This window comes from Methanolobus sediminis (assembly GCF_031312595.1).
GTDB classification, from domain to species: domain Archaea; phylum Halobacteriota; class Methanosarcinia; order Methanosarcinales; family Methanosarcinaceae; genus Methanolobus; species Methanolobus sediminis.
In genome coordinates this window covers 49,207-73,669 of sequence record NZ_CP133592.1, presented here as the reverse complement: position 1 = coordinate 73,669, position 24,463 = coordinate 49,207, and the positions used below count along the sequence as shown (strand labels likewise).

Annotated in this window: 27 protein-coding genes and 1 tRNA gene; 16 read left to right on the top strand and 12 right to left on the bottom strand. The window is 38.7% G+C overall.

Translation table 11 applies throughout. The annotated features are described in order from the left end of the window. Nucleotides 1-40: 40 nt before the first annotated feature. Nucleotides 41-823, bottom strand: coding sequence for a helix-turn-helix transcriptional regulator (locus RE474_RS00375; protein WP_309311014.1), 783 nt, complete (start codon nt 821-823; stop codon nt 41-43). 540 nt (nt 824-1,363) lie between these two features. On the opposite strand from RE474_RS00375, the gene RE474_RS00370 reads away from it, so the two are divergent. The 7 genes from RE474_RS00370 to RE474_RS00340 all read left to right on the top strand — a co-directional run bounded on the left by RE474_RS00370 (nt 1,364) and on the right by RE474_RS00340 (nt 5,356). After that, the gene (locus RE474_RS00370; protein ID WP_023843753.1) at nt 1,364-1,588 is read left to right on the top strand and encodes an LSM domain-containing protein; all 225 of its coding nucleotides are present in this window, start codon (nt 1,364-1,366) and stop codon (nt 1,586-1,588) included. A 19-nt stretch (nt 1,589-1,607) separates the two neighbouring features. Then, a complete protein-coding gene (locus RE474_RS00365) occupies nt 1,608-1,958 on the top strand; it encodes a helix-turn-helix transcriptional regulator (RefSeq protein WP_309311013.1) in 351 nt (116 codons plus the stop codon). A gap of 67 nt (nt 1,959-2,025) precedes the next feature. Then, nucleotides 2,026-2,103, top strand: a tRNA-Glu gene (locus RE474_RS00360). A gap of 187 nt (nt 2,104-2,290) precedes the next feature. Beyond that, on the top strand, nt 2,291-3,799 hold the full coding sequence (locus tag RE474_RS00355; protein WP_309311012.1) for a DEAD/DEAH box helicase: 1,509 nt from the start codon (nt 2,291-2,293) through the stop codon (nt 3,797-3,799). A gap of 193 nt (nt 3,800-3,992) precedes the next feature. Continuing rightward, a complete protein-coding gene (locus tag RE474_RS00350) occupies nt 3,993-4,349 on the top strand; it encodes a CidA/LrgA family protein (protein WP_309311011.1) in 357 nt (118 codons plus the stop codon). Then, nucleotides 4,342-5,046, top strand: coding sequence for an LrgB family protein (locus RE474_RS00345; protein WP_309311010.1), 705 nt, complete (start codon nt 4,342-4,344; stop codon nt 5,044-5,046). The genes RE474_RS00350 and RE474_RS00345 overlap by 8 nt, the downstream gene beginning before the upstream one ends. A gap of 82 nt (nt 5,047-5,128) precedes the next feature. Further along, nucleotides 5,129-5,356 (top strand): hypothetical protein, encoded by a 228-nt coding sequence (locus tag RE474_RS00340; RefSeq protein ID WP_309311009.1) that lies wholly within the window; start codon nt 5,129-5,131, stop codon nt 5,354-5,356. A 19-nt stretch (nt 5,357-5,375) separates the two neighbouring features. Here RE474_RS00340 and RE474_RS00335 read toward each other — a convergent pair whose 3' ends face one another. From RE474_RS00335 to RE474_RS00300, 8 genes are all read right to left on the bottom strand, one after another. Beyond that, nucleotides 5,376-5,789 carry a hypothetical protein gene (locus tag RE474_RS00335; RefSeq protein WP_309311008.1) on the bottom strand — a complete coding sequence of 138 codons (414 nt, stop codon included), beginning with the start codon at nt 5,787-5,789 and terminating at the stop codon, nt 5,376-5,378. A 74-nt stretch (nt 5,790-5,863) separates the two neighbouring features. After that, a complete protein-coding gene (locus RE474_RS00330; RefSeq protein ID WP_309311007.1) occupies nt 5,864-6,112 on the bottom strand; it encodes a hypothetical protein in 249 nt (82 codons plus the stop codon). Between the two features lie 40 nt (nt 6,113-6,152). After that, on the bottom strand, nt 6,153-6,482 hold the full coding sequence (locus RE474_RS00325; protein WP_309311006.1) for a hypothetical protein: 330 nt from the start codon (nt 6,480-6,482) through the stop codon (nt 6,153-6,155). A 57-nt stretch (nt 6,483-6,539) separates the two neighbouring features. Then, on the bottom strand, nt 6,540-6,830 hold the full coding sequence (locus RE474_RS00320; RefSeq protein ID WP_309311005.1) for a hypothetical protein: 291 nt from the start codon (nt 6,828-6,830) through the stop codon (nt 6,540-6,542). 147 nt (nt 6,831-6,977) lie between these two features. After that, a complete protein-coding gene (locus RE474_RS00315; protein WP_309311004.1) occupies nt 6,978-7,271 on the bottom strand; it encodes a hypothetical protein in 294 nt (97 codons plus the stop codon). Between the two features lie 224 nt (nt 7,272-7,495). Beyond that, entirely contained in the window at nt 7,496-7,789 is a 294-nt protein-coding gene (locus tag RE474_RS00310; RefSeq protein ID WP_309311003.1) for a hypothetical protein, read from the bottom strand. A 196-nt stretch (nt 7,790-7,985) separates the two neighbouring features. Then, nucleotides 7,986-8,114 (bottom strand): hypothetical protein, encoded by a 129-nt coding sequence (locus tag RE474_RS00305; protein ID WP_309311002.1) that lies wholly within the window; start codon nt 8,112-8,114, stop codon nt 7,986-7,988. Further along, nucleotides 8,115-8,279, bottom strand: a complete 165-nt coding sequence (locus tag RE474_RS00300; RefSeq protein WP_309311001.1) for an eL43 family ribosomal protein — start codon at nt 8,277-8,279, stop codon at nt 8,115-8,117. It lies immediately after the preceding gene. A gap of 537 nt (nt 8,280-8,816) precedes the next feature. Here RE474_RS00300 and RE474_RS00295 point away from each other — a divergent pair. After that, entirely contained in the window at nt 8,817-8,990 is a 174-nt protein-coding gene (locus RE474_RS00295; RefSeq protein WP_309311000.1) for a PLDc N-terminal domain-containing protein, read from the top strand. Nucleotides 8,991-10,141: 1,151 nt separating this feature from the next. Here the strand turns inward: RE474_RS00295 and ppsA are convergent. After that, on the bottom strand, nt 10,142-12,550 hold the full coding sequence (ppsA, locus tag RE474_RS00290) for a phosphoenolpyruvate synthase (RefSeq protein ID WP_309312263.1): 2,409 nt from the start codon (nt 12,548-12,550) through the stop codon (nt 10,142-10,144). 178 nt (nt 12,551-12,728) lie between these two features. Here ppsA and fen point away from each other — a divergent pair, with 178 nt between their 5' ends. The 5 genes from fen (at nt 12,729) to RE474_RS00265 (ending at nt 17,863) form a co-directional block, all read left to right on the top strand. After that, nucleotides 12,729-13,754, top strand: coding sequence for a flap endonuclease-1 (gene fen, locus RE474_RS00285; protein ID WP_309310999.1), 1,026 nt, complete (start codon nt 12,729-12,731; stop codon nt 13,752-13,754). Nucleotides 13,755-13,973: 219 nt separating this feature from the next. Continuing rightward, on the top strand, nt 13,974-15,593 hold the full coding sequence (gene hcp, locus RE474_RS00280) for a hydroxylamine reductase (protein ID WP_309310998.1): 1,620 nt from the start codon (nt 13,974-13,976) through the stop codon (nt 15,591-15,593). Nucleotides 15,594-16,324: 731 nt separating this feature from the next. Continuing rightward, nucleotides 16,325-16,516, top strand: a complete 192-nt coding sequence (locus RE474_RS00275; RefSeq protein WP_309310997.1) for a TRAM domain-containing RNA chaperone — start codon at nt 16,325-16,327, stop codon at nt 16,514-16,516. A 232-nt stretch (nt 16,517-16,748) separates the two neighbouring features. After that, entirely contained in the window at nt 16,749-17,534 is a 786-nt protein-coding gene (locus RE474_RS00270) for a helix-turn-helix transcriptional regulator (protein ID WP_309310996.1), read from the top strand. 38 nt (nt 17,535-17,572) lie between these two features. Beyond that, nucleotides 17,573-17,863 (top strand): hypothetical protein, encoded by a 291-nt coding sequence (locus RE474_RS00265; protein ID WP_309310995.1) that lies wholly within the window; start codon nt 17,573-17,575, stop codon nt 17,861-17,863. A gap of 93 nt (nt 17,864-17,956) precedes the next feature. Here RE474_RS00265 and RE474_RS00260 read toward each other — a convergent pair whose 3' ends face one another. Together RE474_RS00260 and RE474_RS00255 are read right to left on the bottom strand one after the other, a co-directional pair. Continuing rightward, nucleotides 17,957-19,663 (bottom strand): sensor histidine kinase, encoded by a 1,707-nt coding sequence (locus tag RE474_RS00260; protein WP_309310994.1) that lies wholly within the window; start codon nt 19,661-19,663, stop codon nt 17,957-17,959. A 331-nt stretch (nt 19,664-19,994) separates the two neighbouring features. Further along, nucleotides 19,995-20,993: an NAD(P)/FAD-dependent oxidoreductase gene (locus RE474_RS00255; protein ID WP_309310993.1), complete on the bottom strand. Its 999-nt coding sequence runs from the start codon at nt 20,991-20,993 to the stop codon at nt 19,995-19,997. Between the two features lie 324 nt (nt 20,994-21,317). Between RE474_RS00255 and RE474_RS00250 the strand changes: the two genes are divergently transcribed. Genes RE474_RS00250 through RE474_RS00240 form a run of 3 tightly spaced genes read left to right on the top strand, consistent with a single transcriptional unit; the run spans nt 21,318 to nt 24,459 of the window. Continuing rightward, the gene (locus tag RE474_RS00250) at nt 21,318-22,547 is read left to right on the top strand and encodes a COG1361 S-layer family protein (RefSeq protein WP_309310992.1); all 1,230 of its coding nucleotides are present in this window, start codon (nt 21,318-21,320) and stop codon (nt 22,545-22,547) included. Between the two features lie 11 nt (nt 22,548-22,558). Continuing rightward, nucleotides 22,559-23,770, top strand: coding sequence for an ABC transporter permease (locus RE474_RS00245; RefSeq protein ID WP_309310991.1), 1,212 nt, complete (start codon nt 22,559-22,561; stop codon nt 23,768-23,770). Between the two features lie 2 nt (nt 23,771-23,772). Then, on the top strand, nt 23,773-24,459 hold the full coding sequence (locus tag RE474_RS00240) for an ABC transporter ATP-binding protein (RefSeq protein WP_309310990.1): 687 nt from the start codon (nt 23,773-23,775) through the stop codon (nt 24,457-24,459). The last annotated feature ends 4 nt before the right edge of the window (nt 24,460-24,463 follow it).

The window sequence follows — 24,463 nt, the reverse complement described above, 5'->3', positions numbered from 1 at the left end:
TGAAAATCCTGAGTCAAAAAAGAATTATGTTTTTCAGGGATCAATTGACTTTTTCAGATCTTTCCTTGTAATACTGGAAGAGGTCCATACCCCATTTGCGTGCGCTTTCCTCAAAACTGAGAACTTTTTTGTGATCAAATATCCCGTCCTTATTGAAAAAAGCAATGAGCATAATGTCATCCGTAACGGAAAGAGCTCCCAGTTTCACAGAGTCATCATCACATATATACATATTAGAGTTTTCTGAATTCATCATTGCATCATGCTGCTCTTTATATTCATCCCTTAATCTTTCATAGACAGGTCTTGTAAGAATAAGATTATAATTCACTCCTTTATTTGCCAGCTCTGAATAATTATAGGGACATGTGGGACAGAAATATGAATAAAAAGTACAGACGTTCTCAGTCTGTTTGAGACTTGTGAGCAAAGCCTTTGGTGGTTCAAAAAGGTGATTCAAATCCGGTTCATGGATCATTACCTCTCCTAGATCTCCAATTCTATCGAGTAAAAATTCAGGAATAGCACTCAGATTTTTGCTGTCCCAATAGTCTTTGTTCTCCTCTACAACATTAAGTGTCTCTATAAGGGGCTTTATTTTTTTCATTACTATTTTTCCAATACATGTTAACATGTATTTTCCTTCTTTTTGCTCAATGAGCCCCTGTTCATAAAGGATCTTTACCTGAGCCATAATTGCACTGGTGGTTCCTGTAAGAGAATCTTTTATCTCATCGACTGTAGCTGGACCGTCCATTAACATCAGGAGAGTGTTTTTTCTCTTTTCCGATAGGAACACCGTACTTATCAATTCGGCTTTCATTGTAATTTCCCTTTTATTGTTTTGCTTTGCTAGTATAAAATTTTGGTCCTCATTTGGCTTGGGGGAAATGCTTTGCCAGTTGAATGCAATTACTCTCGGCTTGGTTTTAAATTTTAAATATATGTTCACGCCGTTAACCGTAACTTACCAAATTCCATTATCAAGATTATATCTTAAATCTATTTTAAATGGAATCTTCGGTTGCTTATAATATTTGCTCTGTAAAGAATGCACATATTAAACTTCTTGATCAGGCATTTGTTTTTATTGCTGATTACAGATCAGTTTTGAAAAATCAAGTAATAAATCAATTGATATGTAGATAATTTTAAATAGAATAAATGGACCAACACATTTTTTTCTCCAGGTTTGATGTTTCCTGAAGGTTAATACGATGTTGTTTATATATCATAGGAACACTCTTTTATATCTAAAGATTTCATATGGAGAAAGTCAGTGATAAATCTGGCATATTTGCATTAAATTAAGATGCGAAATACCATATATTCCTGAAATTCTAAATGAAAGAGAGGATTAATTTTGTTCCCAAGTAAGAAAGTCCAGAAATTAGTTGGATCCAAGGTCCAGGTAGAGATGAAAGGTGACCTTCACCTTCTCGAAGGAACTTTAAAAAGTGCAGACGATTATATGAATCTCCATATGGTCGATACTGTAGAGGTCGCAAACGGTGAGCGTCTGCGTTCCCTTGGTTCAGTTGTGTTGCGTGGAAACAATATCATTCTTGTTGTTCCTATGGAAGAATAAACTCTCAGTGGAAACTAGTATGAGTATCGAAGAGACTGCATACAATCTTATTCGTGACAGCAAAGAAGGCGTTTTCCAGAACGAGCTCTGGAAGATGCTTGAGATTGATAGTCGTAAATGCTCCAGGGTCGTTTCTAAACTTCTCGATGATAATCTTATCACCCGTGAGCAGGCTGTCTCGAATGGAGCCAGGACTTACCTTCTGAAAGTCAAGGAAGAGGAGAAGCCCTGCTTCGATCTCCTGTTATCAGGAGAAATGTTCTCACCTTGTGCAGGATGCAGGGATGCATGTCAGCCTGAAACCTGTGGAAAGCTTACTGCATGGGTTGAAAATCTCAATGACAATGCCGAAACAGGTGAAATGTGTTGATTCAGGCGAAAGGTTTATATACAATATATGCCATGTTGGAGTCGCTTCACTAAAGCGAAATCAACGTGCTCCGGTAGTGTAGTCCGGCCAATCATTCCGGCCTTTCGAGCCGAAGACTCGGGTTCGAATCCCGGCCGGAGCACCATACAATTTTTCAGATAAATTATTGAAGTTAACATTCACATTTTCTCTTAAGATTTTGACTGTTTAACTTTGTTGATATCGTTTGTGTAGAATAAAATCATAATCGATAAATTTACAGATAGTACGAGTTTTATATTGCAGACGCTATATGTCGCACACTAATTCTACTTAATGCAACCGAGGTTCACATGTCATTTGATGATCTTAATCTAATTTACCCGCTTCAACGCGCATTAAAAGAGGAAGGGTACACAACCCCTACACCCATACAGCAGCAGTCCATACCACATCTTCTTGGTGGAAAGGACATGATAGGTATTGCCCAGACAGGTACTGGCAAAACCGCTTCATTCATATTACCAATTCTGCACAACATGTCAGGTACTCACAAAAAGACACGAAGGGGAAGTCCACGCGTACTGGTACTGGCACCAACAAGGGAACTTGCAGCGCAGATTGGGGACAGTTTTTCAACATACGGAAAATACACTCAGTTCAAACATGCAGTCATTTTTGGAGGCGTAGGACAGGCTCCCCAAGTAAAAGCTATTTCAAAGGGTGTAGATTCCCTTGTAGCAACACCCGGACGCTTACTTGACCTTGTGGATCAGGGACATGTAAATCTCTCAGAGGTCGAGTATTTCGTGCTTGATGAGGCTGACAGGATGCTTGACATGGGATTTGTCAAAGATGTCTATAAAATAGTTGAAATGCTGCCATACAAGAGACAGTCACTTTTCTTCTCGGCAACAATGTCACATGATATTTCAAAGCTTGCAAAGAAAATGCTGACAAGTCCTGTAACAGTTGAAGTCACTCCTCAGGCAACAACTGTAGAGCGCATAGACCAGTTCATATTCTTTGTTGATTCTGAGGACAAGAACGAGTTGATACTTCAGCTCCTCAGAAGTAAACATTTGGAATGTGTCCTAGTATTTACCAGAACAAAACACAGGGCTAACAAAGTCGCCCAGATGCTTAACAAGAACAAGATCTCTGCTGATGCAATTCATGGCAACAAGTCCCAGACACACAGGACAAAAGCTCTTCAGGACTTCAGGTCAGGACAGCTTCGTGTGCTGGTGGCAACGGATATTGCAGCCCGTGGAATCGATATTGATGACATTTCCCACGTAATCAACTACGACCTGCCAAACATCTCTGAAAGCTATGTCCACCGTATCGGCCGTACAGCAAGAGCAGGAGCCGACGGAACAGCATTCTCATTCTGTGCTGCTGATGAGCGAGATTTCCTCCGTGATATAGAGAAGCTCATCAGAATGGAAATTGAAGTTGCAGAGCATGACTACCATTCCGAGAAAGCTATGAATGCCACAGGTGACGATGCAAAACCTGCACCAAGACAATTTGGAAGACCAGGGGGAAACCCAGGTAATAAAAGAGGCCAGGGAAGAGGTAAAAAAGGTGAAGACAAAGGCGGCAGGAAAAGCAGTGGCAACAGTCAAGGCAAGGGTAACAATGCAGGCAATGACACCAGCTCCGGAAAATCTGCACCTAAATCCGCACCTAAATCTGCACCAAATGGTTCAGGCAGTAACAAGCCAAAAAGGAGCATGAAGGCAAAATCTGTCCAATCCCACAATTCAGGAAGCAATAGTAGTTCTTCCAGGCAGAATAAGTCTAGTCAAGGTAAAAAGAGTGGATCACCACCTTCCAAATTTGGAAACAGGAGATGATTTGAAAACAGGTGACAAACCTGTTCCTTTATCATTTGTATTTCATTACCCGTTCATTCTTATAAATCTTTGAAACTTGTAGCCACGGCATGTGAACCGAAAACGCTAATATCTGCGACTGACTTTATAGCATTCCATCAGGCTGCGATGAATGCAGTTTGTAATGAATACTTAAAAACGCAAGTGACCTTAAATGAAATACATCATCCAGTTCGCCATCATCTTAGCAATATGCTATCTTGGTGACCTGATCCACAGTTTCTCTCACATCCCGATTCCAGGAAATGTTCTGGGAATGGTCTTGCTTCTGGTACTTCTGCTCACAGGAGTTATCAAGCTCTCCATGATAGAGGATGTTAGCAATTTCCTGCTAAAACACCTTTCATTTTTCTTCATCCCGGCTGCAGTAGGATTCATTACCTGTTTCACAGTACTTGAAGGAAAATGGACTGCGCTTTTTATAATTTCTGTGGTCTCGACCTTCATAATTGCAGTCATCACCGGTGCAACGGTGCAGATACTTATCAAAAGGAGGCAGTCCGTTGAGTGAACTTATATCTGAGTTTGTACAGTCTCCTGTGTTTGGCATCGGGATTTCCCTGGTGACATTTTATGCAGGTGCCCAGATTTACAAAAGGACCGGCTCACCTCTGCTGAACCCGCTGGTTCTCAGCATGTTTATGATAATAGCCCTGCTTCTAAGCTTCCACATAAGTTTTGATGACTATAATAATGGCGGACAGTTCATATCATTCTTCCTTGGACCTGCGACTGTCATTCTTGCAGTTCCTTTGTACCGCAAGATAAGTTTGCTGAAGGAGAATGTTATTCCGATCATTGCCGGAATAAGTATTGGTTCAGCAGCAGGTATTACAAGTATCATTGTTATGTGCAAGATGTTCGGACTTGATGAGATACTCAGTGTTTCCCTTATTCCAAAATCAGTTACAACACCAATTGGAATTGAAATTTCCAATCAGCTTGGAGGTTTGCCTTCAGTTACCGTGGCTGCAATAGTTTTCACAGGTATTGCAGGTGTATTGCTCGGACCTATGGTGTGTAAGTTGTTCAGGATCGAAGATAAGGTGGCTCTTGGTGTGGCTATCGGAACTTCATCACATGCTCTTGGAACAACAAAGGCTGTTGAGCTTGGTGAGACAGAGGGTGCAATGAGTGGTCTTGCAATCGGGATTGCAGGGCTTATAACCGTGTTCCTGGCTCCTTTACTTGCAAAATTACTGATGTGAACTGTTGTAATTGCTCTTATATTTGCAGTAGATGGAAATGGTTATCTTTTGAGCATTGCTATATTTTAATCGGGTAATTCCTATGATCCTTATTCAAAGAAGATATCAGGATGATGTTGAAAAGATCAATGAGGCAGATGTTGACCGCGTTAAGCTGAATCTTGGCATAACGAGAAAAGTCTGCTGCGGTGGCAGGGAGAAAAAAGATTATGACCTTGGCTGGATCGAGAATCCAAAGGATATGAAACTCACCACTGTAAAAGAGTACGAGATCAAGGACAGGGTGCTTGAGGTGTGGATCGAGCCTTAACTTCGTTCATTCTTTTCTGTTAGTCTATTCCTGACATGAATAATGCATACCAGACAAAAGTTCCGATTATGAGTAGAAGAATAAAGTATTGTTTTGGAAGCTTTGCAGCTAAATAGCCATTAATTCCTCCAAGAATAATTAATTTAGCAAAATATGCTATTACGTAATCAAATCTCTCTGGCGTATAATTTTCCAGATTTGCCATATGAAGATCAAGAAACAGAAATGTTATAGGGAGCATTCCAATTAGAACAGAGCCCGTAACATTTTTTGTTTTCCATCCATAGACCAGGGAAACTATTGGATAAATAAAGATTACTAATTCGTTAGCATAAACTAAAAGATATAATAAAAATGAGAGGTACAAAGACAAAAGTACATAGTTACTTAAGTATGATTTAATTATTGATACATCAGGCTTTTTTTTGTTCATTTTCTTCTAATTATTAGCAGTTTTGTAGTTTCTTTCTGAAATATATCAATGGATAATCTGTTGATTCTTATTTTCTAAATATCGATGATTTCAACTATAATATTGAATATGGTTGCAATGAATGTACCAGCAGCAAAACCTATTGTCCCATAGATAAAAGGTGCAAGTAGGATTACTCCTGCTATCAACAATAATTCATCATTCTCTATACCTGCTGGAGATGATGGGATCATGAATATGATTACAAGAAGTTCAAATAGAACGGCAAAGATGATAGCAGCTTTTTTTGCAAATGATCGAACATTGGTCTTTTTTATCTGCATGGTTGTTATATCTATTTTAGTTGATTGAGTTATATAAAAATCAATCATTGGTTCCATATGATTCGATTTCCAGCTCAAATCCACCTGCATGTTCACTTGCAAAATTGAATGCAAGCGCTATTATCGTGCCCGCAATAAAACCAACTATTCCATAAAATACCGGCACAAAAAGGAACGTGAGTATTGAAATTATCATTTCGGTCCTGGCAACTCCTACTATAAGTCCGAACCTGCCGCCATTTTCTATTAAAAATGGTATTATTGCCAGGGTCAATATTGCATATAACAGGAAACTTATAATCCCTAAGTACAGTCCGACTATTTTGCCCATTGACAGGGCATTGATCTTTTTAACATGCATAACCGGCATATTCCCAACCTATTTCCAGATTATTAAGTAAAACGATAAAAAACAATATTCTTTTTGTCAGACCTCTTCAATTTCCATTTCCAGACCGCCAATATATCCGCTTGCTGCATTGAATATGATTGCAGCAATAAGACCTGTGATAAAACCCATGATCCCATAGATTACAGGTGCCAGTAGAACCATACTTAGTATTGCTATTATTTCTGCGGCTCCAATACCTGCTGTTGTTTGTGCTCCCATGAATAATATTCCTGTTAATCCAAAAAAGAAGCCAATTACTCCTGTGACAAGTCCAATAACTTTTCCAAGAGATAATGGATTTATTTTTGTAATATTAACATTTTTCATTTTTACATTCACATCCTAAATAAATGTAAAAATATCAGTATTGCATAAAAAGATGTTGACAGTTTCTTGATAGATTTCATGAAATCAAAACAGGAAATAAAGAATAAATAGAAAAAGGAAAAAAGAATTGCTTTTTTGGTGGGTGATCTATTCGATTTCTACTTCAAGTCCACCAACAATTCCGGTGATAACATTGAAGATCAAGGCTATGATTATACCGCCAATAAATCCGATGACACCATAGAAGATTGGCATTGTAATGATCGATCCCATGCCGAACAGTAAGCCTCCGGCAAAACCCATTTTTCCAAACATGGAGCCCATTATGATGTATGAAAGACTCATTAATGCTCCTATTATGAGTCCCAGTATTGCATATACTGCACCAAGGATTTTCCCAAGAGAGATTACCCCGACTTTGTTGATTTTTCTTGTTTCCACAATAACCCTCCCTTTCCTTTTATTTTTTGATTATTTGGTTAAAACTTTAATAAATGTTATCTCATATTCAGATATAAGAATATCGTTTTGATCGTATTGAGGTTATTTGCCCGATCTTGACTTCCAGAACTCCTGCAGAGTTATCTGTAAGGTTGAAGATAAAAATGAAAAAAGAAAAGTCGTTTTTAATATATATTCAGATTATCGTTAGCTTACTTCGGTTTTTAGTCTAATTCGATCTCCAACCCTCCGGCAAATCCGGCTACAACATTGTAGATCAATGCTGTAATTATTCCAGAGATAAATCCCAGTATTCCATAAAAGATTGGCAATGTTATTATTGCTCCAACTCCGAACATCAATCCTGCGAGTGCTCCTTCATTACTCATTAAAGACCCCATCAATAGTGACATCAGACTTATCATAGCTCCTAGTATAAGTCCCATTATTCCATAAAGTGCACCAAATATCTTTCCAAGGGATAATATCCCTATCTTGTTAATGTAATGTGTTGCCATAAAACAAACCCCTTAATAGCATCACAGAAAATAATAACGTCACATAAAAAGATATTCACAGTTATTTTAGTGAGCAATGTAGGTATATTTAGGGATATTGTTGAATATATACTTAGTTTCCATGAAATGTTTGACATTTTAAATTGAAGAACCTAAGCTATCATTCCTTAAAAAATTAGTAGACCAGTTTAACTGGTCATAAAAAAAGGTCAGCACTGGTCATACATCCGCATTTGGAACAATAATAAACGATGTTCATTCCAAGCTTCTGCTTCTTGAGCATATTCTTGCACTTCTTGCAGGATTTTTCCGGTTGTATTTCCATTCAGAGTCCTCCTTCGCAAAGCATAGCTTCTTCGTACAACATCATAGAGTCCATTCTTGCCGTGTTCTCTTTTGTCCAATATCCACATATTTTGCAGATTAGTATTCCACTTGACAATCTCTTAAAATCCCCATGGCATTCAGGACACTTTTTTAAAGATCCCATTTTTATAACTCCCTTATCTTCTCTTATTCGACATTTTGTAATCAGAGACACATCGCTAGTTAGTCAATGTATCAATTTCTCTCGCAGGCCAGAATTCCCATTTCTTGCCTGATTCAAAAATTGAGCCAGATAGCCCAATTCCCACTTTTACATACATTTGTGTTAATCATATTTAAGCAAATCTAAATACTTTTTTTATATATTTACTTAAAATTTATTATTATGTGGTAGTTATTTTAACTATTTTAGAAATACTATAAAATTGACAAAATGTGCAACAATATGATGAAAATAAATAATACAATGGATTGTAGAAAGCCAATTCAAATCATTAACATATCGACTATTTTGATACAGCCTGAGAAATTATTATATTTTGAAAAAATTTGGGGATATGGGGATATGATGTTGAGAATTAAAAAGTCTAAAACAGAATCAATTATAGTTAAATGAACATATTACTAAAATTAGGTAAGATATTTATACAAATACAACTCAACTATAATAGTTTATAAACATCTTTAAAGGTGATGAGAAATGTTAGGAACAATATGGGGTCTTATTGTATTAATTTCGGTCATATGGGTTATATATGACGTAGTGACTCAGAACAAAGGTCTAACTCCTATAATGAAAGTGGTTTGGATACTTGCAGCATTAATATTTGGTATTCTCGGAGCAATTGCTTATTACTTCTTGGGAAGGAAATAATAAAAATTAAAGGCCTAGTTACTTTTTTACTTTCTTTTTTAAACATTCAATGAAATAATGTTTTTGTTTTTATTTTAATAGGTATCTTGAACATTAATTCTAAACATTTTAAAATATTTGTTTCAGGAAAACAAGCAATTGATAAGAGAAAATAGATATTTGGATCTTAATAACCCGGCTGTGAGAAGAGATTAGGATTATATAGTATATTTGAATCTGACATCAGAAAAAAGCTTAATAAAAACAGATAATCAGGTGGTCACAAGGTGTTGAAGGTTATTTTGGGATCGGGTTTTATCCCGTCCTGAATTTCGCTTCATTTCAGCTATACGTTGATGAAGAATGTTTGGAATTAAGTTCTATTCCATCCTGAATTTTTCTTCATTTGAACTACGTATAATGAAGCTTATTACAGAACGGTTTAGATTCCGTTCTGAATGCTGCTCCATTTTACAGCTTACTCCCTTATGACCAATTAATACTATGTATCTAATAGTATAAGCAACTGACGGTCATATTACTATAAATTACTTAATAAGAATAATTCAAAAATCGATGTTATCTCTCTGAATTTTAACTATGTAGAAATGGTATGTTTTTTCAAAAGTTCCTCTCTATTATTGGATAAAAATACCAGCAGTGAGAAGCCGTTTTTCTTTAATGAACAATATATGATCGATTCAATTATATTGGCTGTTGAAATTCCAATGCCATTATAAATTCAATCCATTTGTTTAATTGATGAACCATTATTTTATATATCAAAAAAACACATATACACATGGACTTTTTAATTAGTGGGGTGGTACCATCAAAAACACCAGCAACAATGCTGGTGTTCTCATTTTAATTATTTTCATATTAGTTTATGAGTATAATCCTTATACAATATATATAAATAATTTATGAATCGTAATTTCGGATGATTGATGATTTACTCTTCTTTTTTCGCATAATTAACTCATTTAAAATAGTTTCTAAATTTAACACCAAAATTCAATTTTTAGTCTCCTTCAATATAACAAGGATTATTAATTATAGAAGTTCAGTTTTTTGGCGTTACCTATAACCCAAAAATAGTTGAGACTGGATTAATTTAAACTTCAAAATCCAGTATTAAATCAAAAAAGAGAAAAAGTTTCTTTTCTTTCTTACTTTTCCATCTCTTTCTCAACCTCAAGCACCTTCAGTGCTATCTTCATCACAGAATCCGGGTTAAGCGAAATAGAATCAATTCCTTCCTTCACCAGGAACTCTGCAAACTCTGGATAATCGCTTGGAGCCTGGCCGCAAAGACCGCTGTGTTTATTGTTTCGCTTTGCGCCCTGCACAGCCATAGAGACTATTTTCTTCACAGCTTCGTCGCGTTCATCGAAGGTGGATGCAAGAATCTCGGAATCACGGTCAACGCCAAGGGTCAGTTGTGTGAGATCGTTGGAGCCTATGGAGAAGCCATCGAAGTACTGGCTGAACTCGTCTATGAGCAGGACATTGCTTGGGATCTCAGTCATCATATAGATCTGAAGGCCATTTTCTCCCCTGACAAGACCGTTCTTTTTCATCTCCTCAAGTACCTTTTTTGCTTCATCGATGCGGCGGCAGAACGGGATCATAAGTATCAGGTTTGTCAGCCCCATCTCATCTCTCACTTTTTTCATGGCTTTACACTCAAGAGCGAAGCCCTCACGGTAACGTTCATCGTAATAACGTGAAGCACCCCTGAATCCCAGCATGGGGTTGTTCTCCATGAACTCGAAATACTCTCCACCTATCAGGCTTTCATATTCATTGGACTTGAAATCGCTCATACGTACAACCACAGGCTTCGGGTGGAATGCTGCTGTAATGGTTGCAACACCCTGGGCAAGTTTCTCCACGAAGAAATCAGCCTTATTCTCATATCTGCCTGTGACTTTGTCGATTTCCTCAAGCACTTTTTCATCCTCAACCTTCTCAGGATGGATGAGCGCCATAGGATGCACCTTGATGTAACTTGTGATGATGAATTCCAGCCTTGCCAGTCCTATGCCGTCATTTGGTATCATGGAAAGCGCAAAGGCTTCCTCCGGGTTTCCGAGGTTCATCATGATCTCGGTCTTTGTCTTCTCAAGTCCTTCCAGCTCAACAGTTTCAGTATGGAATGGAAGTATTCCTTCATACACTCTGCCTGCATCTCCTTCTGCACAGCTTACCGTGACATCCATGTTATTTTTTAGGATCTCCGTGGCAGTCTCAGCACCAACAACAGCAGGAATGCCAAGCTCACGGCTCACAATAGCTGCATGACATGTCCTGCCACCTTTGTTTGTGATGATTGCAGCAGCCTTCTTCATAACAGGTTCCCAGTCAGGGGTCGTGTTATCCGCTACAAGTATTTCCCCTGCATTAAATTCATTCAATTGTGAAACATCAGGAATAACGTGTACTTTTCCGCTTGCTATCTTAGCTCCCACACTCCTTCCTGTAACGATCACATCCGAAGTATCATCCAGATAATAGGTTACCAGCACATCCTTTCTCTTCAAAGATTGTACAGTCTCCGGTCTTGCCTGGACTATGAACAGTTCTCCGGTTTCACCGTCCTTTGCCCACTCGACATCCATTGGAACATGTTTTCCTCTCTTCTGCGAGTAGTGGTTCTCAATGGTCACTGCAAAATTTGCCAGTTGCAGTACCTCTTCATCATTAATACAGTACTGTTTCCTCTCAGCTACAGGAACCTCAACATTACGTGTAAGCACACGGGAATCTCCACGACCGTAGATCATCTTGATCTCTTTGCTTCCCTTCTGCTTTTTGATAATAGGTTTGAAGTTCTCCTTCAGTGTTGGTTTAAAAACATAGAATTCATCAGGATTTACAAGTCCCTGAACTACATTTTCCCCAAGTCCGTATGCTCCGGTGATAAAAACAACGTTCTCAAAACCGCTTTCAGTATCAATTGTGAATATAACACCACTTGAAGCAAGGTCTGAGCGAACCATTTTCATAACACCAATGGAAAGACCCACTTTGAAGTGATCAAAACCGTTATTCTCTCTGTAGGAAATGGCCCTGTCAGTGAAAAGTGATGCAAAACACCTGCTGCATGCATCTTTTAGTGAATGGTAGCCATGAATGTTCAGGTAGGTTTCCTGCTGTCCTGCAAATGATGCATTGGGCAGATCCTCCGCAGTTGCAGAACTGCGAACCGCCACATCAGTATCTTCCCCGTATTGCTCACAAAGCTCATCATAAGCTGATTTTATCTCATCCCACAGGTCGTCAGGGATTCCGGCATCAAGTATAAGATTCCTTGCTTTCTTTCCTCTTTTTGCAAGGTCTGTAACATCATCTATATCAAGACCTTCAATTATCTTCCTGAGTTCCTCAAGCACACCTGCCGATTTTAAAACATGCCAGTATGCATCTGCAGTTATTGCAAAACCGTTTGGGACTTTGATATTTTTATCTGTCAGTTCCCTGTACATTTCTCCAAGGGATGCATTTTTGCCTCCCACTAAAGGTACGTCATCTATACTAATTTCCTCAAACCAGCTAACGTATTTGCTGCCTGTCATCATATCCCACACTACACCCAATTTTCTTCAAGTGTAAGTAGTATTGTTTTTGAAGACTATTAATTGTTTGTGGGAGATGATCAAAACCGGCATTTATGCAATAATACTATAAACCAGAGTGTTAATTGAACTGCAAACCGTATTCTGATTTTCTTAAAAACAAACTCCGGAGCATATCATGGGCACACAGATAGGCACACTACTCACAAAAAACCCGATAACTTACGAGGAACTCTCAGGAAAAGTAATAGCAATAGATGCATACAACACGATCTATCAGTTCTTAAGTGCCATTCGCCAGCGTGACGGCTCAATGCTCACGGATTCCTCAGGTAATCCCGTATCACATCTGACAGGACTTTTTTCAAGGACAAGCAGGCTCAGGGAAGCAAATATCAAACCGGTTTTCATCTTTGACGGCAAACCACCGGAGATGAAAAAAGAAACTCTTGAAAAACGCAAGGTATGCAAGGAAAATGCCGCCCTTAAGCTTGAGATTGCAAAGGATGAAGGCAACCTTGAGGATATGAAAAAATATGCTCAGGCCACATCCCGGATAACTCCGACGATTCTCGATGAATCTAAAAAACTGCTTGAACTCATGGGAATCCCCTGGATGCAGGCAAAATCCGAAGCAGAGGCACAGGCATCTTATATGGTTTCATGTGGAGATGTGGATTTTGTAGGCTCGCAGGACTATGATGTTTTCCTGTTCGGAGCTGAGAATGTCATTCGCAATCTTGGAAGCACGGGAAAGCGAAAGTTACCCGGACAGAAAAAGTACGTTACAAAGACACCCGAACACATCTCACTTGCGTCTTGTCTTGAAGAACTGGAACTAAGCCGTGAACAGTTGATAGACCTTGCAATCTGCATCGGTACGGATTTCAACGAAGGAATGCAACGTGTGGGTGCAAAGACAGCCTTAAAACTCATCAAAAAACACGGTGATATAGAGACACTTATCAGAGAAGAGGACAGGGATATCCGTGCATGTGCCCCTCTTGAAGAGATAAGGGAATTCTTCATGAATCCTCCTGTTACAAAGGATTACATTTTCAAGTGGAAAAAACCTGATTCAGACGCATTATTCGATTATCTTGCAAATGACAGGGATTTCTCTGAAAATCAGGTGTTGAAGAATATTCAGGTATTGGAAGAGAGGGCTGCTTCTGAGTGCCAGTCGTGTTTGGGTGACTGGTGAAAAGTATTCTCTGTTATATGAAATTGAATGCTGAGGCTGATAAGCCATTTACTCTAAATTTTCATGTCAGGAAGAGATTGGAAATGTGGTTTTGATCTTTGTATGAGCAGACCAACAGAATTGATAAACCTAAGACATTCAGATTCTCATTTATTCTAAAAATCTCTGCAAGCAAAGTATATAGATATACTGCAAAACATACATACTAAGGGTGATAAAATGTTCTGCTATCAGTGTGAAGAAACAATGAGCGGGGAAGGCTGTACAAAGAACGGCATGTGCGGTAAGAAAGGTGAGGTTGCAGATCTTCAGGATGATCTAATCTATGTACTTAAGAGCATTGCATTCTACAATCAGAAAGCAAGAAAGGCAAACATTTCTGAGAACAGCACTGATGATTTTATGCTTGATGCATTGTTCTCAACCATAACTAATACTGATTTCAGAGCCAGTGGAATTCAGGAGCGTATCGACAGAGGATTTCATATACAGAATGAGATTAGGCAAAAACTTCTGGAAAACAATGCACTTGATGAGAACGATCTGCCTGAAATCGCAACTTTGACTTCTGAGAACCTCAGTGACAGGAATACAGGTATACTTGCAACCGAGGATGAAGATATACGGTCATTAAGGGAACTGTTGATCTTTGGCATCAAAGGAATTGCAGCATATGGGCATCATGCCATGATGCTTGGTAATTACAATAAGAAGATCAATTCATTTGTAGAAGAAGGACTTGTAGCAACTACGGATGACAGCCTGACTGATAAGGACCTCATCTCATTGGTCTTGAAATGCGGGGAAAAAGGTTTTGATGTAATGGCAGACCTGGACAGGGTAAATACAGCAGCTTTTGGAAACCCTGAACCCACACAGGTCAATATCGGAACAAGAGATAATCCGGGAATCCTTGTAAGCGGTCATGACCTGAAGGACCTGAAACAACTATTGGACCAGACCGAAGGAACAGGCGTGGATGTCTATACTCATGGTGAAATGTTGCCTGCAAACTCATATCCTGAATTTAAGAAATATGAACATCTGGTAGGCAACTATGGCGGCTCATGGTGGCACCAGAAGCAGGAATTCGAGAGTTTTAACGGACCGATATTACTTACAAGCAACTGCATAGTTCCTCCAAGGGAGAGCTACATTGATAGGTTATACACAACAGGCTCCGTAGGCTATGATGGTGCCAAACATATAATACCTAAAGACGGCCAGAAAGATTTCTCTGCACTCATCAAGCAGGCAAAGACCTGCGAAGCTCCGGTACAACTGGAAGAAGGTACCATCATGGGCGGTTTTGCTTACAACTCCGTGTTATCCAATGCAGACAAGATAGTTGATGCTGTCAAAACCGGAAAGATAAAGAAGTTCATTGTCATGGCAGGATGTGACGGACGGCACAAAGACAGGCAGTACTACACGGATTTCGCGGAGGCATTGCCTGAAGATACAGTTATTCTTACTGCCGGATGTGCAAAATATCGCTACAACAAACTCAATCTTGGTGATATTGATGGAATTCCAAGGGTATTGGATGCAGGACAGTGTAATGATTCATTCTCACTTATCGTTATTGCACAGGGTCTTATGGCAAGACTTGGGTTCACAGACGTTAACGAGGCACCGATCTCATACAATATCGCGTGGTACGAACAAAAGGCAGTCCTTGTATTGCTTACCCTTCTGAGACTTGAAATACAGAATATTACACTTGGCCCGACACTTCCAGCCTTCGTCTCACCGAATGTCCTTAAAGTGCTTGTTGAGAAGTTCAATATTACACCGAACACGACCGTGGAAGAAGATATGGAAAGACTTTTAAAATGAAACTCCTCCATTCTCAACGGACACGGAATAGACACACGTGTAAATGGGTCTGAATTGCATATTAGGGATGGGAGACATACCACAGATATAGAACCGGAAAAGTATGTCTTTCCTTCCCAGAAAATAGACATAGACAATATAGTTGTCTATAGTAAGAATGGAAATCTGACTCTGGATGCTGTCAGATGGTTGATTTAACATATTGTTCAGGTTACTTTCCTTGATCGGAATAGTAAAATCCTAAGTACCTTGAAACCTCCTGAAACAACCAATGTCAAGACTAAGTTGCTCAGTATCTCGTTGAGAAAAGAAAGACAATTGATTTCAGTAAGCCTGCTTATAATGTTGAAAGGCAGGATTCAGATAATATAAGGCAAAAGATTCTCAGTATTTCTTATTCTGAATGGAAAAAGATGGGATTCTCTAAAGGTACGCTTCATTATATGAAAAAAATGCTGAAGCTGATACGCCATTTATCCTTAATGCTCATGTTAGGGAATGGTTGGAGATGTGGAGTAACTTGCTTTGATATATTATTCGGGCACATACGAACAGACTTATATAGTATCCGAACTTAGGATGTGTGCTTTTAGAGTCTTAAACTACTTTGATGATTATAGGTCTAGATGGTATTACCTTATTCGTATTTACTGTTTTTTCGTATCTTTAACCAAATGGTTGTATTCTTTTTAAGCTAATACTTAAAGGACGTGAAATACTTGTTTAATAATATGCAGTCAAATGCTCCAGTAGAAGCTGGCAAAACATATGAAGTGACAATCGAAGATATCGCAAGAGAAGGCGACGGAATCGCAAGAGTAAGCGGATTTGTTGTTTTTGTACCAGATACAAAGGTCGGCGATGAAGTTACAATTAAAGTTACTAAAGTGCTGAGCAAGTTCGCATTTGGCGAATTAGCTTAATTCTTACATTAATAATTAATTAAAATGTAGTGGAAAATCTAAATATTGGTTTTCCATCTTTATTTTTCTATGAGTTTTGTTTTATTGTGAGTTATTATATAAAGAGCGATAGCTATTTTCTTTAAACTCTTACGTTAGGGAAAGGTTGGAGACGTGGGAGCAAACATAAAAGTATACGTGTGTACCTATATGATAGAATATACCTAATGTATGCTTATAGGATGTGAATCTGGTGAAAAAACGGTTACTTGATGTAGTATTTGCTTCCGATAAAAGAAAGAATGTGCTATTATTATTACAGAATGGTCCACAAGAAATGGATTATCTTCTTAAGTCATTGGAAACTACCAGAAACGCAATACTGCCTCAGATAAAGATTTTAGAAGAGCACTGTCTTGTATTCCATTATAATGACATCTATAAACTGACAACTATTGGAAAACTTATAGTTGATGAGATGAAACCTTTAATAGATACTATTGAAGTCTTGGATATAGATATTGATTACTGGGGATCTCGGAATCTTGATTTTATTCCATCCTACTTATTAGAAAGGATTAGTGAACTCAGCCACTGCAACATTATAATACCTAGTTTAGAAAACATTTTCGAAGTAAACCATGATTTTTTAAAAAAATCTGAACAATCTACTTCATTATTTTTTGTATTTACATTCATACACCCTAGTTTTCCTCCTTATATTTCACAATTCTGTAAGAATGACACAAATGCTTCAATAATAGTCTCAAAAAATCTACTGCAAAAAATCAAAGAAGAATGGCGGGTTGAGGCAAATAATCATATTTCCAGTGGAAAAATCAAATTTTATTTATATCAGAGTGATCTTAAAATGGCATCTTTATCTGTGAGTGACTCTTGCTTTGTTATAAGGTTACTTTCGAAGAATAACGAGTATGACCATACACAAGTATTCGGCTGCAAGTCCCAGGCACAACAATGGGGCAAAGCGCTTTTTGATTATTGCTTAGAGGATTCTATACCAATAACTGAAATTTGATTATCGTTTATTCTTTTCATTATCATTACACTTGCACCTTGTACAGAATAATAGAATATGCCAATCATCCTGAATCCAAGTTTAATGAGGAAACAGGAATACTGGAAAGAAAGCATGTAAAGGCTGATTCTGTAATCTACATTGGCACAGAAGCAAATAATATTGATGAACAGGCTCTTGATGTGAAGAAGGCTCAGGAATTCGTTAACAAGCAAGAGATAATGAAAATATCCTTAACATGTCACAATCTGAAGCAGAAGCTCTTGGAGTTTCAAGGAGCAGGTTTCAGGGAGTTAAGCAGAGAATCAGGAACGGAAATCTCAATTTGAATACTCCGGCGGTGAGGAGACTTATATAGAGAACAGTAGAAACTACTGGAATAGCACAATAATCATATTCAAGAATAGTAGCTATAATTGCTCTTAATCGATATGTTGATTAACTTCCCTGAATGAACCAACAGGTACAATGATCTCGAATCTGGCACCCTTTCCATAAACACCATTTTCATGAATTTTCAGACCGGTTATCTCCAGTACTTCTCTACAGAAGAAAAGACCCAGCCCTGTATTCTTTCCGTAGTCCTTTTCAAAGATTTTAGCTTTATTTTCTTCAGGAATACCAATGCCATCGTCCTGATATACTACGGCAAGTCCATCTTTTGAGAAATCATATGAGAATGAAAACGAACTAACATCTCCTCCATGTCTCAGTGAGTTCTCTATTAGATTGTAGAGGACTTTCTTAAGCATCCAATCAGCATAGATTTGAATGCCTGGTTCTGGAGATTTTAATATTTTGCCTTCTGTAATGGATTTGATTTCATCATCCTCTAACAAAAAGCAAATATCCTGCCATAGGGGTTCTTTGGCTCCAAGATTCTGATAATGTTCTGTGAATGATATCAAATGCTGAATCATCACACCACATTTAGCAATGTTCTCGGCATTTTCTCTCATTATCGGATCATCGAGTTGGCTCATAAGTATTGCTGCAAAGCCATTTACCCCATTGACCATGTTCAGGATATCATGACGAGTTATACTGTTCAGTAGATTTAATTTCTTGTTTGTCTCTTTAAGTGCATTCTCTGTCTTGCGCAGAGGAGTATCATCATAGATGAGTCCAATTACAATACAAGAATTCGCATCATTGGATACAATATGAGCATGAACCATAAAATGAAGTAACCCCTCTTTTTTATGATGAAGGGTGAACTCTGTAGTCAAAAGGGTACTATCTACACTTTGACTACATTTTTTTTCAGGATTTGACTCGTATTCCTTTACAATTTCGAATGAATTCCATATTTCAAGCAATTTAGTCTTTACATCAATTTCAGAACCGAGTAACTTTTCAAGAGAATCATCCCAATGAACTATACCTGTTTTCAAATCCATATGCCAGAGACCTGCTCTTGCAGAACTCGCAGCAAGAGAATAGCGGTCGGCAATATTCTGGGCTTCAATCTTTGCTTCATAAAGTTCCTGTGCTGTTCTCTGAAAGTTAAGGAGAATAAATGATAAATGTATAGTAAGAATAGCTACTAAAATAGCGAGCAATAGAAGTATGTTAAATGTTGACGAAGAGAATAGATTACGACTTGCAGGAATCTGAAACCACTCTAAAAGTCTCAGTATAATTGTAAACATCAGGAGAACATAACCTAGTAGCATGAATCTTGAAAAATATCTTTCACCTGATTTTGGCTTTGTTAAAAGAACGTTTATTATCAGAGATATTACTATAATGGTTGACACTAAAACAATTATGTTACGAATCATAGCATTTTCGACATATTCTGTGAAGTAATAAAATATAATTATAGAAAGAACAGAAATCAAATATATTTCACGGCGTAATCTACGTTTTGTGAAAAAGAGCTTTAGCGCATCTAGCATTAAGACAATATATAATATTGAAAGTGTACCAGTTGGAATTGTTAGAATATCTGGTAAAAAATCACTAAATGAAAAAATAAATGTTGTCACTGATATTATAAAAAGCGCCAGTATCCATTCAAAAAATCCTTGATAAGTTTTTTGTGTTTTCCAATACAAAAATAAAACTAATGTTAAAAAGGCTTGAATTAAGAATACAACAAAAAATAACGTTTTGATATCTAGCATCAACATATATGTATATCATCTTAGTTATAAAATAGTATTTGTTACTTCCTGATATCATTTTTTCAAAAAAATATATTCTTAAATATTAGTTAAATAATACGCAGGTTTTATTAAAAAATTCCGTATTGTTATCAACAAGAGCTACAAATCATATTTTTTGGAGAGAGTTCCGTTTTTTCTGCTTAACTATATCCCAAAATTAATTTGCTACAGGTATAATTCGAATCAAAGAGCTACCTTGATTTTATTTCATAATCTGCAAAGGCATTGTGAGAAACAGCATAATCACGTAGAAACTGCATTTTCATCTATCTTATTCTTCAAAAAAATCTCACCTATACACCATATTCAAAAGCTTCAGCGGGTCCTTGCTCCTGTTAAACAAATGATATGCCAGTGGATATGCCAGAGGGCCCAGTATCTCAAAGAGTTTCCTGTTTCTCTGTGAGTGCTTCAATTTTTGGTGGAGATTTTCCCTTATCAGATTATCATAGGACTCTCCGGTCATGATGCTTCTTGCAGCTAAGTTGGCACTCTGGAATGCATATCTCATGCCAAATCCCCACAGGTAATCCTGAAGACCGCCTGCTTCGCCTATGAACATTGCACCGTTATCATCATAGAGGGTTTTTCTGATCTCAAAATATCCGTAGCCTCCGAACTTCCTGCCGGAGTTTACTTCATCGGGGTTGTAATAGTCTGAAAAATAGGCAATGGTGTTACTTAGGAAATCCTCGGAATCATGCAGGTTCTTATTGTCAAAGACCGTTGCAATAGTCGCTTCTCCATTCTTGATCAGCAGATATGAATAGAAACCTTTTGCAATATCATCGCCAAATGCCATATGGTAATTATCAGGACTGTTGGTGTGGAATTTGATACCTTTTGCAAATATATTCCCTTTTTCAGGGCCTGTTGCAACCACATGAATAGGTTTGCTGTCATCAGGCTTTGTACCATAGTGGATCTTAACTCCCAGATTCCTGGCCTGATTTAGCAGACATGTATCCAGACAGTCGTCGGCTGTGCCGCGTTTAACAAGATAACAGGCATTATCGCCTGTGAGGGTGCGTATCTTATCAGAATAGTGAAGGTCAAGCTCAGAAACGGGAACATAATCAAAAGAAAGGTCAATTCCGAATGACTTTAGTTCATCAAGTACATCAGTTTCTTCGGACCAGTTCTCTATTCCCTGCCAGTCACTGTTAAATCTTTTACCAGTGACTTGCTTTTTCTCATAGATATTAACATCATATCCGTTTTTGCGAAGAATGATTGCACAAGCAAGACCGCTGATACCTCCACCGAGAATGTTTATTTCTCTATTCATTCTAACACCTCTTAAATAGTGACCTGTGGTTGACAACTGATGATAATTTTTGCATATAACGATATAGGTGCTTAAAAGGATTTTGTTTGAGATATTTTAAACTTACAGTCTCCTGTTCCTGTTATATCTGAATGTTCAGTTGTATTATATACTGTCGTTTCTGCATGTCAACAAATATATAGGCCATGGTTTACACAATTATTATTAATTACTGTAAAATTACATAATCATCGAGCAGTACCATCAGCAAATGGTCGCATCGGACTTGATCTTTAAAAATCTTGTTGAGTTTACAGAAAAGCTTCAAAGGGAGATGGGAAAGGTATGAATCAGAGGAATGGATTCGCATGTTTGTTAATGCTGATACTGGTAATTGTTCTGGCAGGAGTTCCCACCGTTCAGGCAGAGTCTTCAGGTGATGAATGCCTTAGGGCGGTGGTGGAAGATATAAGTCCGAGTTCAGTAGGCAGGGATGAGGAATTCACGGTGGGAATAAGCCTTGAGAATTGCGGTACCCAGGTCCCTGAGGATATTACGTTTGCAATCATCAGCATCCCACCGGATATCATAGTAATTGAGGACCTTGTAGCCTATATTCCTCAATTTGTATACCAGAATAGTGAAAGGCAGTTGAGGTACCACATGCGAACAACTCCTGATGCCATCCCTGGTCCTCACATCATTAAAATGAAGCTGACATACGGAAATGATGATGTAAAAAGGACAGAATACTATGAAGTCGAAGTAGTGGTGACAGGCGAGCATGCAGAGCCAAGAATATCATCCATCAGCACCGATCCGGAATATATCTATGAGGGAGATACGGTTGACCTGGACCTTGAGATCGAGAATTTTGGTGACTCCATAGCAAAATCCGTAGTAGTTAATCTGAATCATGGATTCAAAGGCATCACAAGTTCTACAATTGGTGCTATTGCACCAGAGGGAAAGCAAACCGCACTTTTCAAGTTCAAGGCAAACAACTCAGGAACCTTTGATATCCCCGTCATCATAGAATATGAAGATGATTACGGCATCCAGAAAGATGAATATAATATTAAGATAACCGTGCTTGACAGGAAAAGCAGCCTGAACCTTGCATCCGTAAAGGTCAATCCGGTTCTTCCTCAAATAGATGATACCGTGGAACTTACCATGAGGATCGAGAACTCTGGTGACAGGACCATCAACTCGATACGGGTCTATGCAGACCATCCATTCCAGGGACTAAAAGAATCATTTATCGGAACTCTTGATCCTGATGAGGATGGACCTGCTGTTATTACTTTTGTGGCTGATCAGTCTGGAGAGTTCGAGATTCCTGTGACCATCACGTATATTGATGATTTCGGTGAGGAACAGGTCGAGACGAAGGTCAATGTCATAATAATGGAACAGGATGACGGTTCAGGAACAATTATTATTGTATTGTTGCTTCTGGCTGTAATCGGTGGACTGGCCTACAACAATTACAGAACGAAAAAGTCAAAGGACGATATCATCAAGCAGCTAATGGAAGGCGGTAGCAGCTCCGCTGAGGACTCAGAAGAATAGAGGTGTTCGAGATGATAGATGATATCAGGGTTGGAGTTCTCATTGCAGGCAGCACCATAAAGCGAGGAAACAAAAAGACACTTTTATTCATTGTCTTTGTTCTTTCTCTCATTTTTATGAACCTGGTATTCCTTCCGTCAATGATAGGAGGAATGACCGTCCTCTTTACCGGTATCATGCAGGACTACCCCTACGGGGATATTGTGATCGAACCAACTGGTGATAACACTTACATCAACGATGCCGATAATGTCCTGCAGAAGGTCCGTGCTGTGGAAGGTGTGAGGGCTGCAACCAAAAGACTGGATGTGGGAGCATCTATCGAACAGAAACAGAATGTTGTGGGAGCGACTGTGACAGGTGTGGTTCCCACAGAAGAATATGAGATCTCACAATATCCGTACATTATCAAAGAAGGGGATTTTCTGGGAGAACTTTCCCGGGATGAGATTATCATTGGTTCTATTATCTCAGGTACAAGTACAACATTTGGTGAGATCTATGATGATCTGGGTGAAGTCAGAGTAGGATCTCTTGTTGATGTAACATATAGCAATGGTGTGCAAAGGACCTATAAGGTCAAAGGTATCATGGAAGGTAATTTCGAACTTGTGGACCTGAATGCTATGGTTCATTACAAGGAGATAGAAGATGTATACGGTCTGGATAAGGGCAAAGCTACCAGTGTGGTTGTAAGGATCGATGAGCCGGGCACTGAAGATGAAATGAAGGCCAAGATAAGGGAAGCGGGAGTGAACGAGCAGGTCTTCACATGGGCTGATAAATCGGAGACACTTATCAGGCAGGCACTTCAAAGCCTGGGTGCCATTGATGTCATGTCAAAGTTCGTAGGGCTTATCGTGGGTGCAGCATTGATACTTATTATAATCTACATCAATATACTGAACAGGAAAAAAGAGATAGGAATACTGAAGGCTGTAGGTGTAACTCCAAGATCTATAGTGTTGTCATATGCTTTCCTCAGTATGTTCTATGTTTCCCTGGGAATCTTTGCCGGGCTGATACTGTACCTGTCACTGATGTTCTATTTCCAGGCAAATCCGGTGACTTTCTACGAAACCATGCAGATAAGACCTCAGATCGATGTAATGCTGGTCATCCAGAGTATTGTTACCATGCTTACTCTGTCAGTGATAGCCGGAACGTTGCCTGCATGGAGTGTGTCAAAGGAGAGTATACTGAAAGCCATATGGGGACGCTGAAAATGATCAAGGTAAAGAACCTCAAAAGGTATTATGGTTCAGGCAGTACTACTGTTAAAGCTCTTAATGGTGTTTCTTTCGAAATTAAAAAAGGTGAGTTTGTAGCTATTATGGGGGCATCCGGCAGCGGGAAAACCACCATACTGAGAATCCTGGCACTACTTGATGATGCAACGGATGGTGAATATACTATCCGGGGCCTGAAAGTCTCCAGTCTGCCTGAAGCGGAGCGGAGCTATTACCGGCTGACACAGGTTGGTTATGTGTTCCAGGACTACGCCCTTATCAACGAAATGACCGCCGCAGAAAATGTGTACATTCTTTCCATGATGGAAGGAAAGTCAAAAAAGGAATCCTATAAGGTTGCCCTTGAAGCACTGGACAAGGTTGGTCTTAAGGACAAACATGACAGGATTCCAGATGAGTTATCAGGCGGGGAAAAGCAAAGGGTGGCCATTGCAAGGGCCATAGCCAAAAAACCTGACATAATGTTTGCCGATGAGCCCTGTGCAAACCTTGATACCAGGAACTCGGAACAGGTACTGGATGTGTTCAAGGATCTGAATGACAATTACGGCCAGACCATTGTGATGGTAACGCACGAACCCTGGCATGTGAAGTATGTTGACAGGGTGATTACCTTCAAAGATGGGGTTATGGTCAGTGATGAGTGGATGGAAGATAGATAATCCC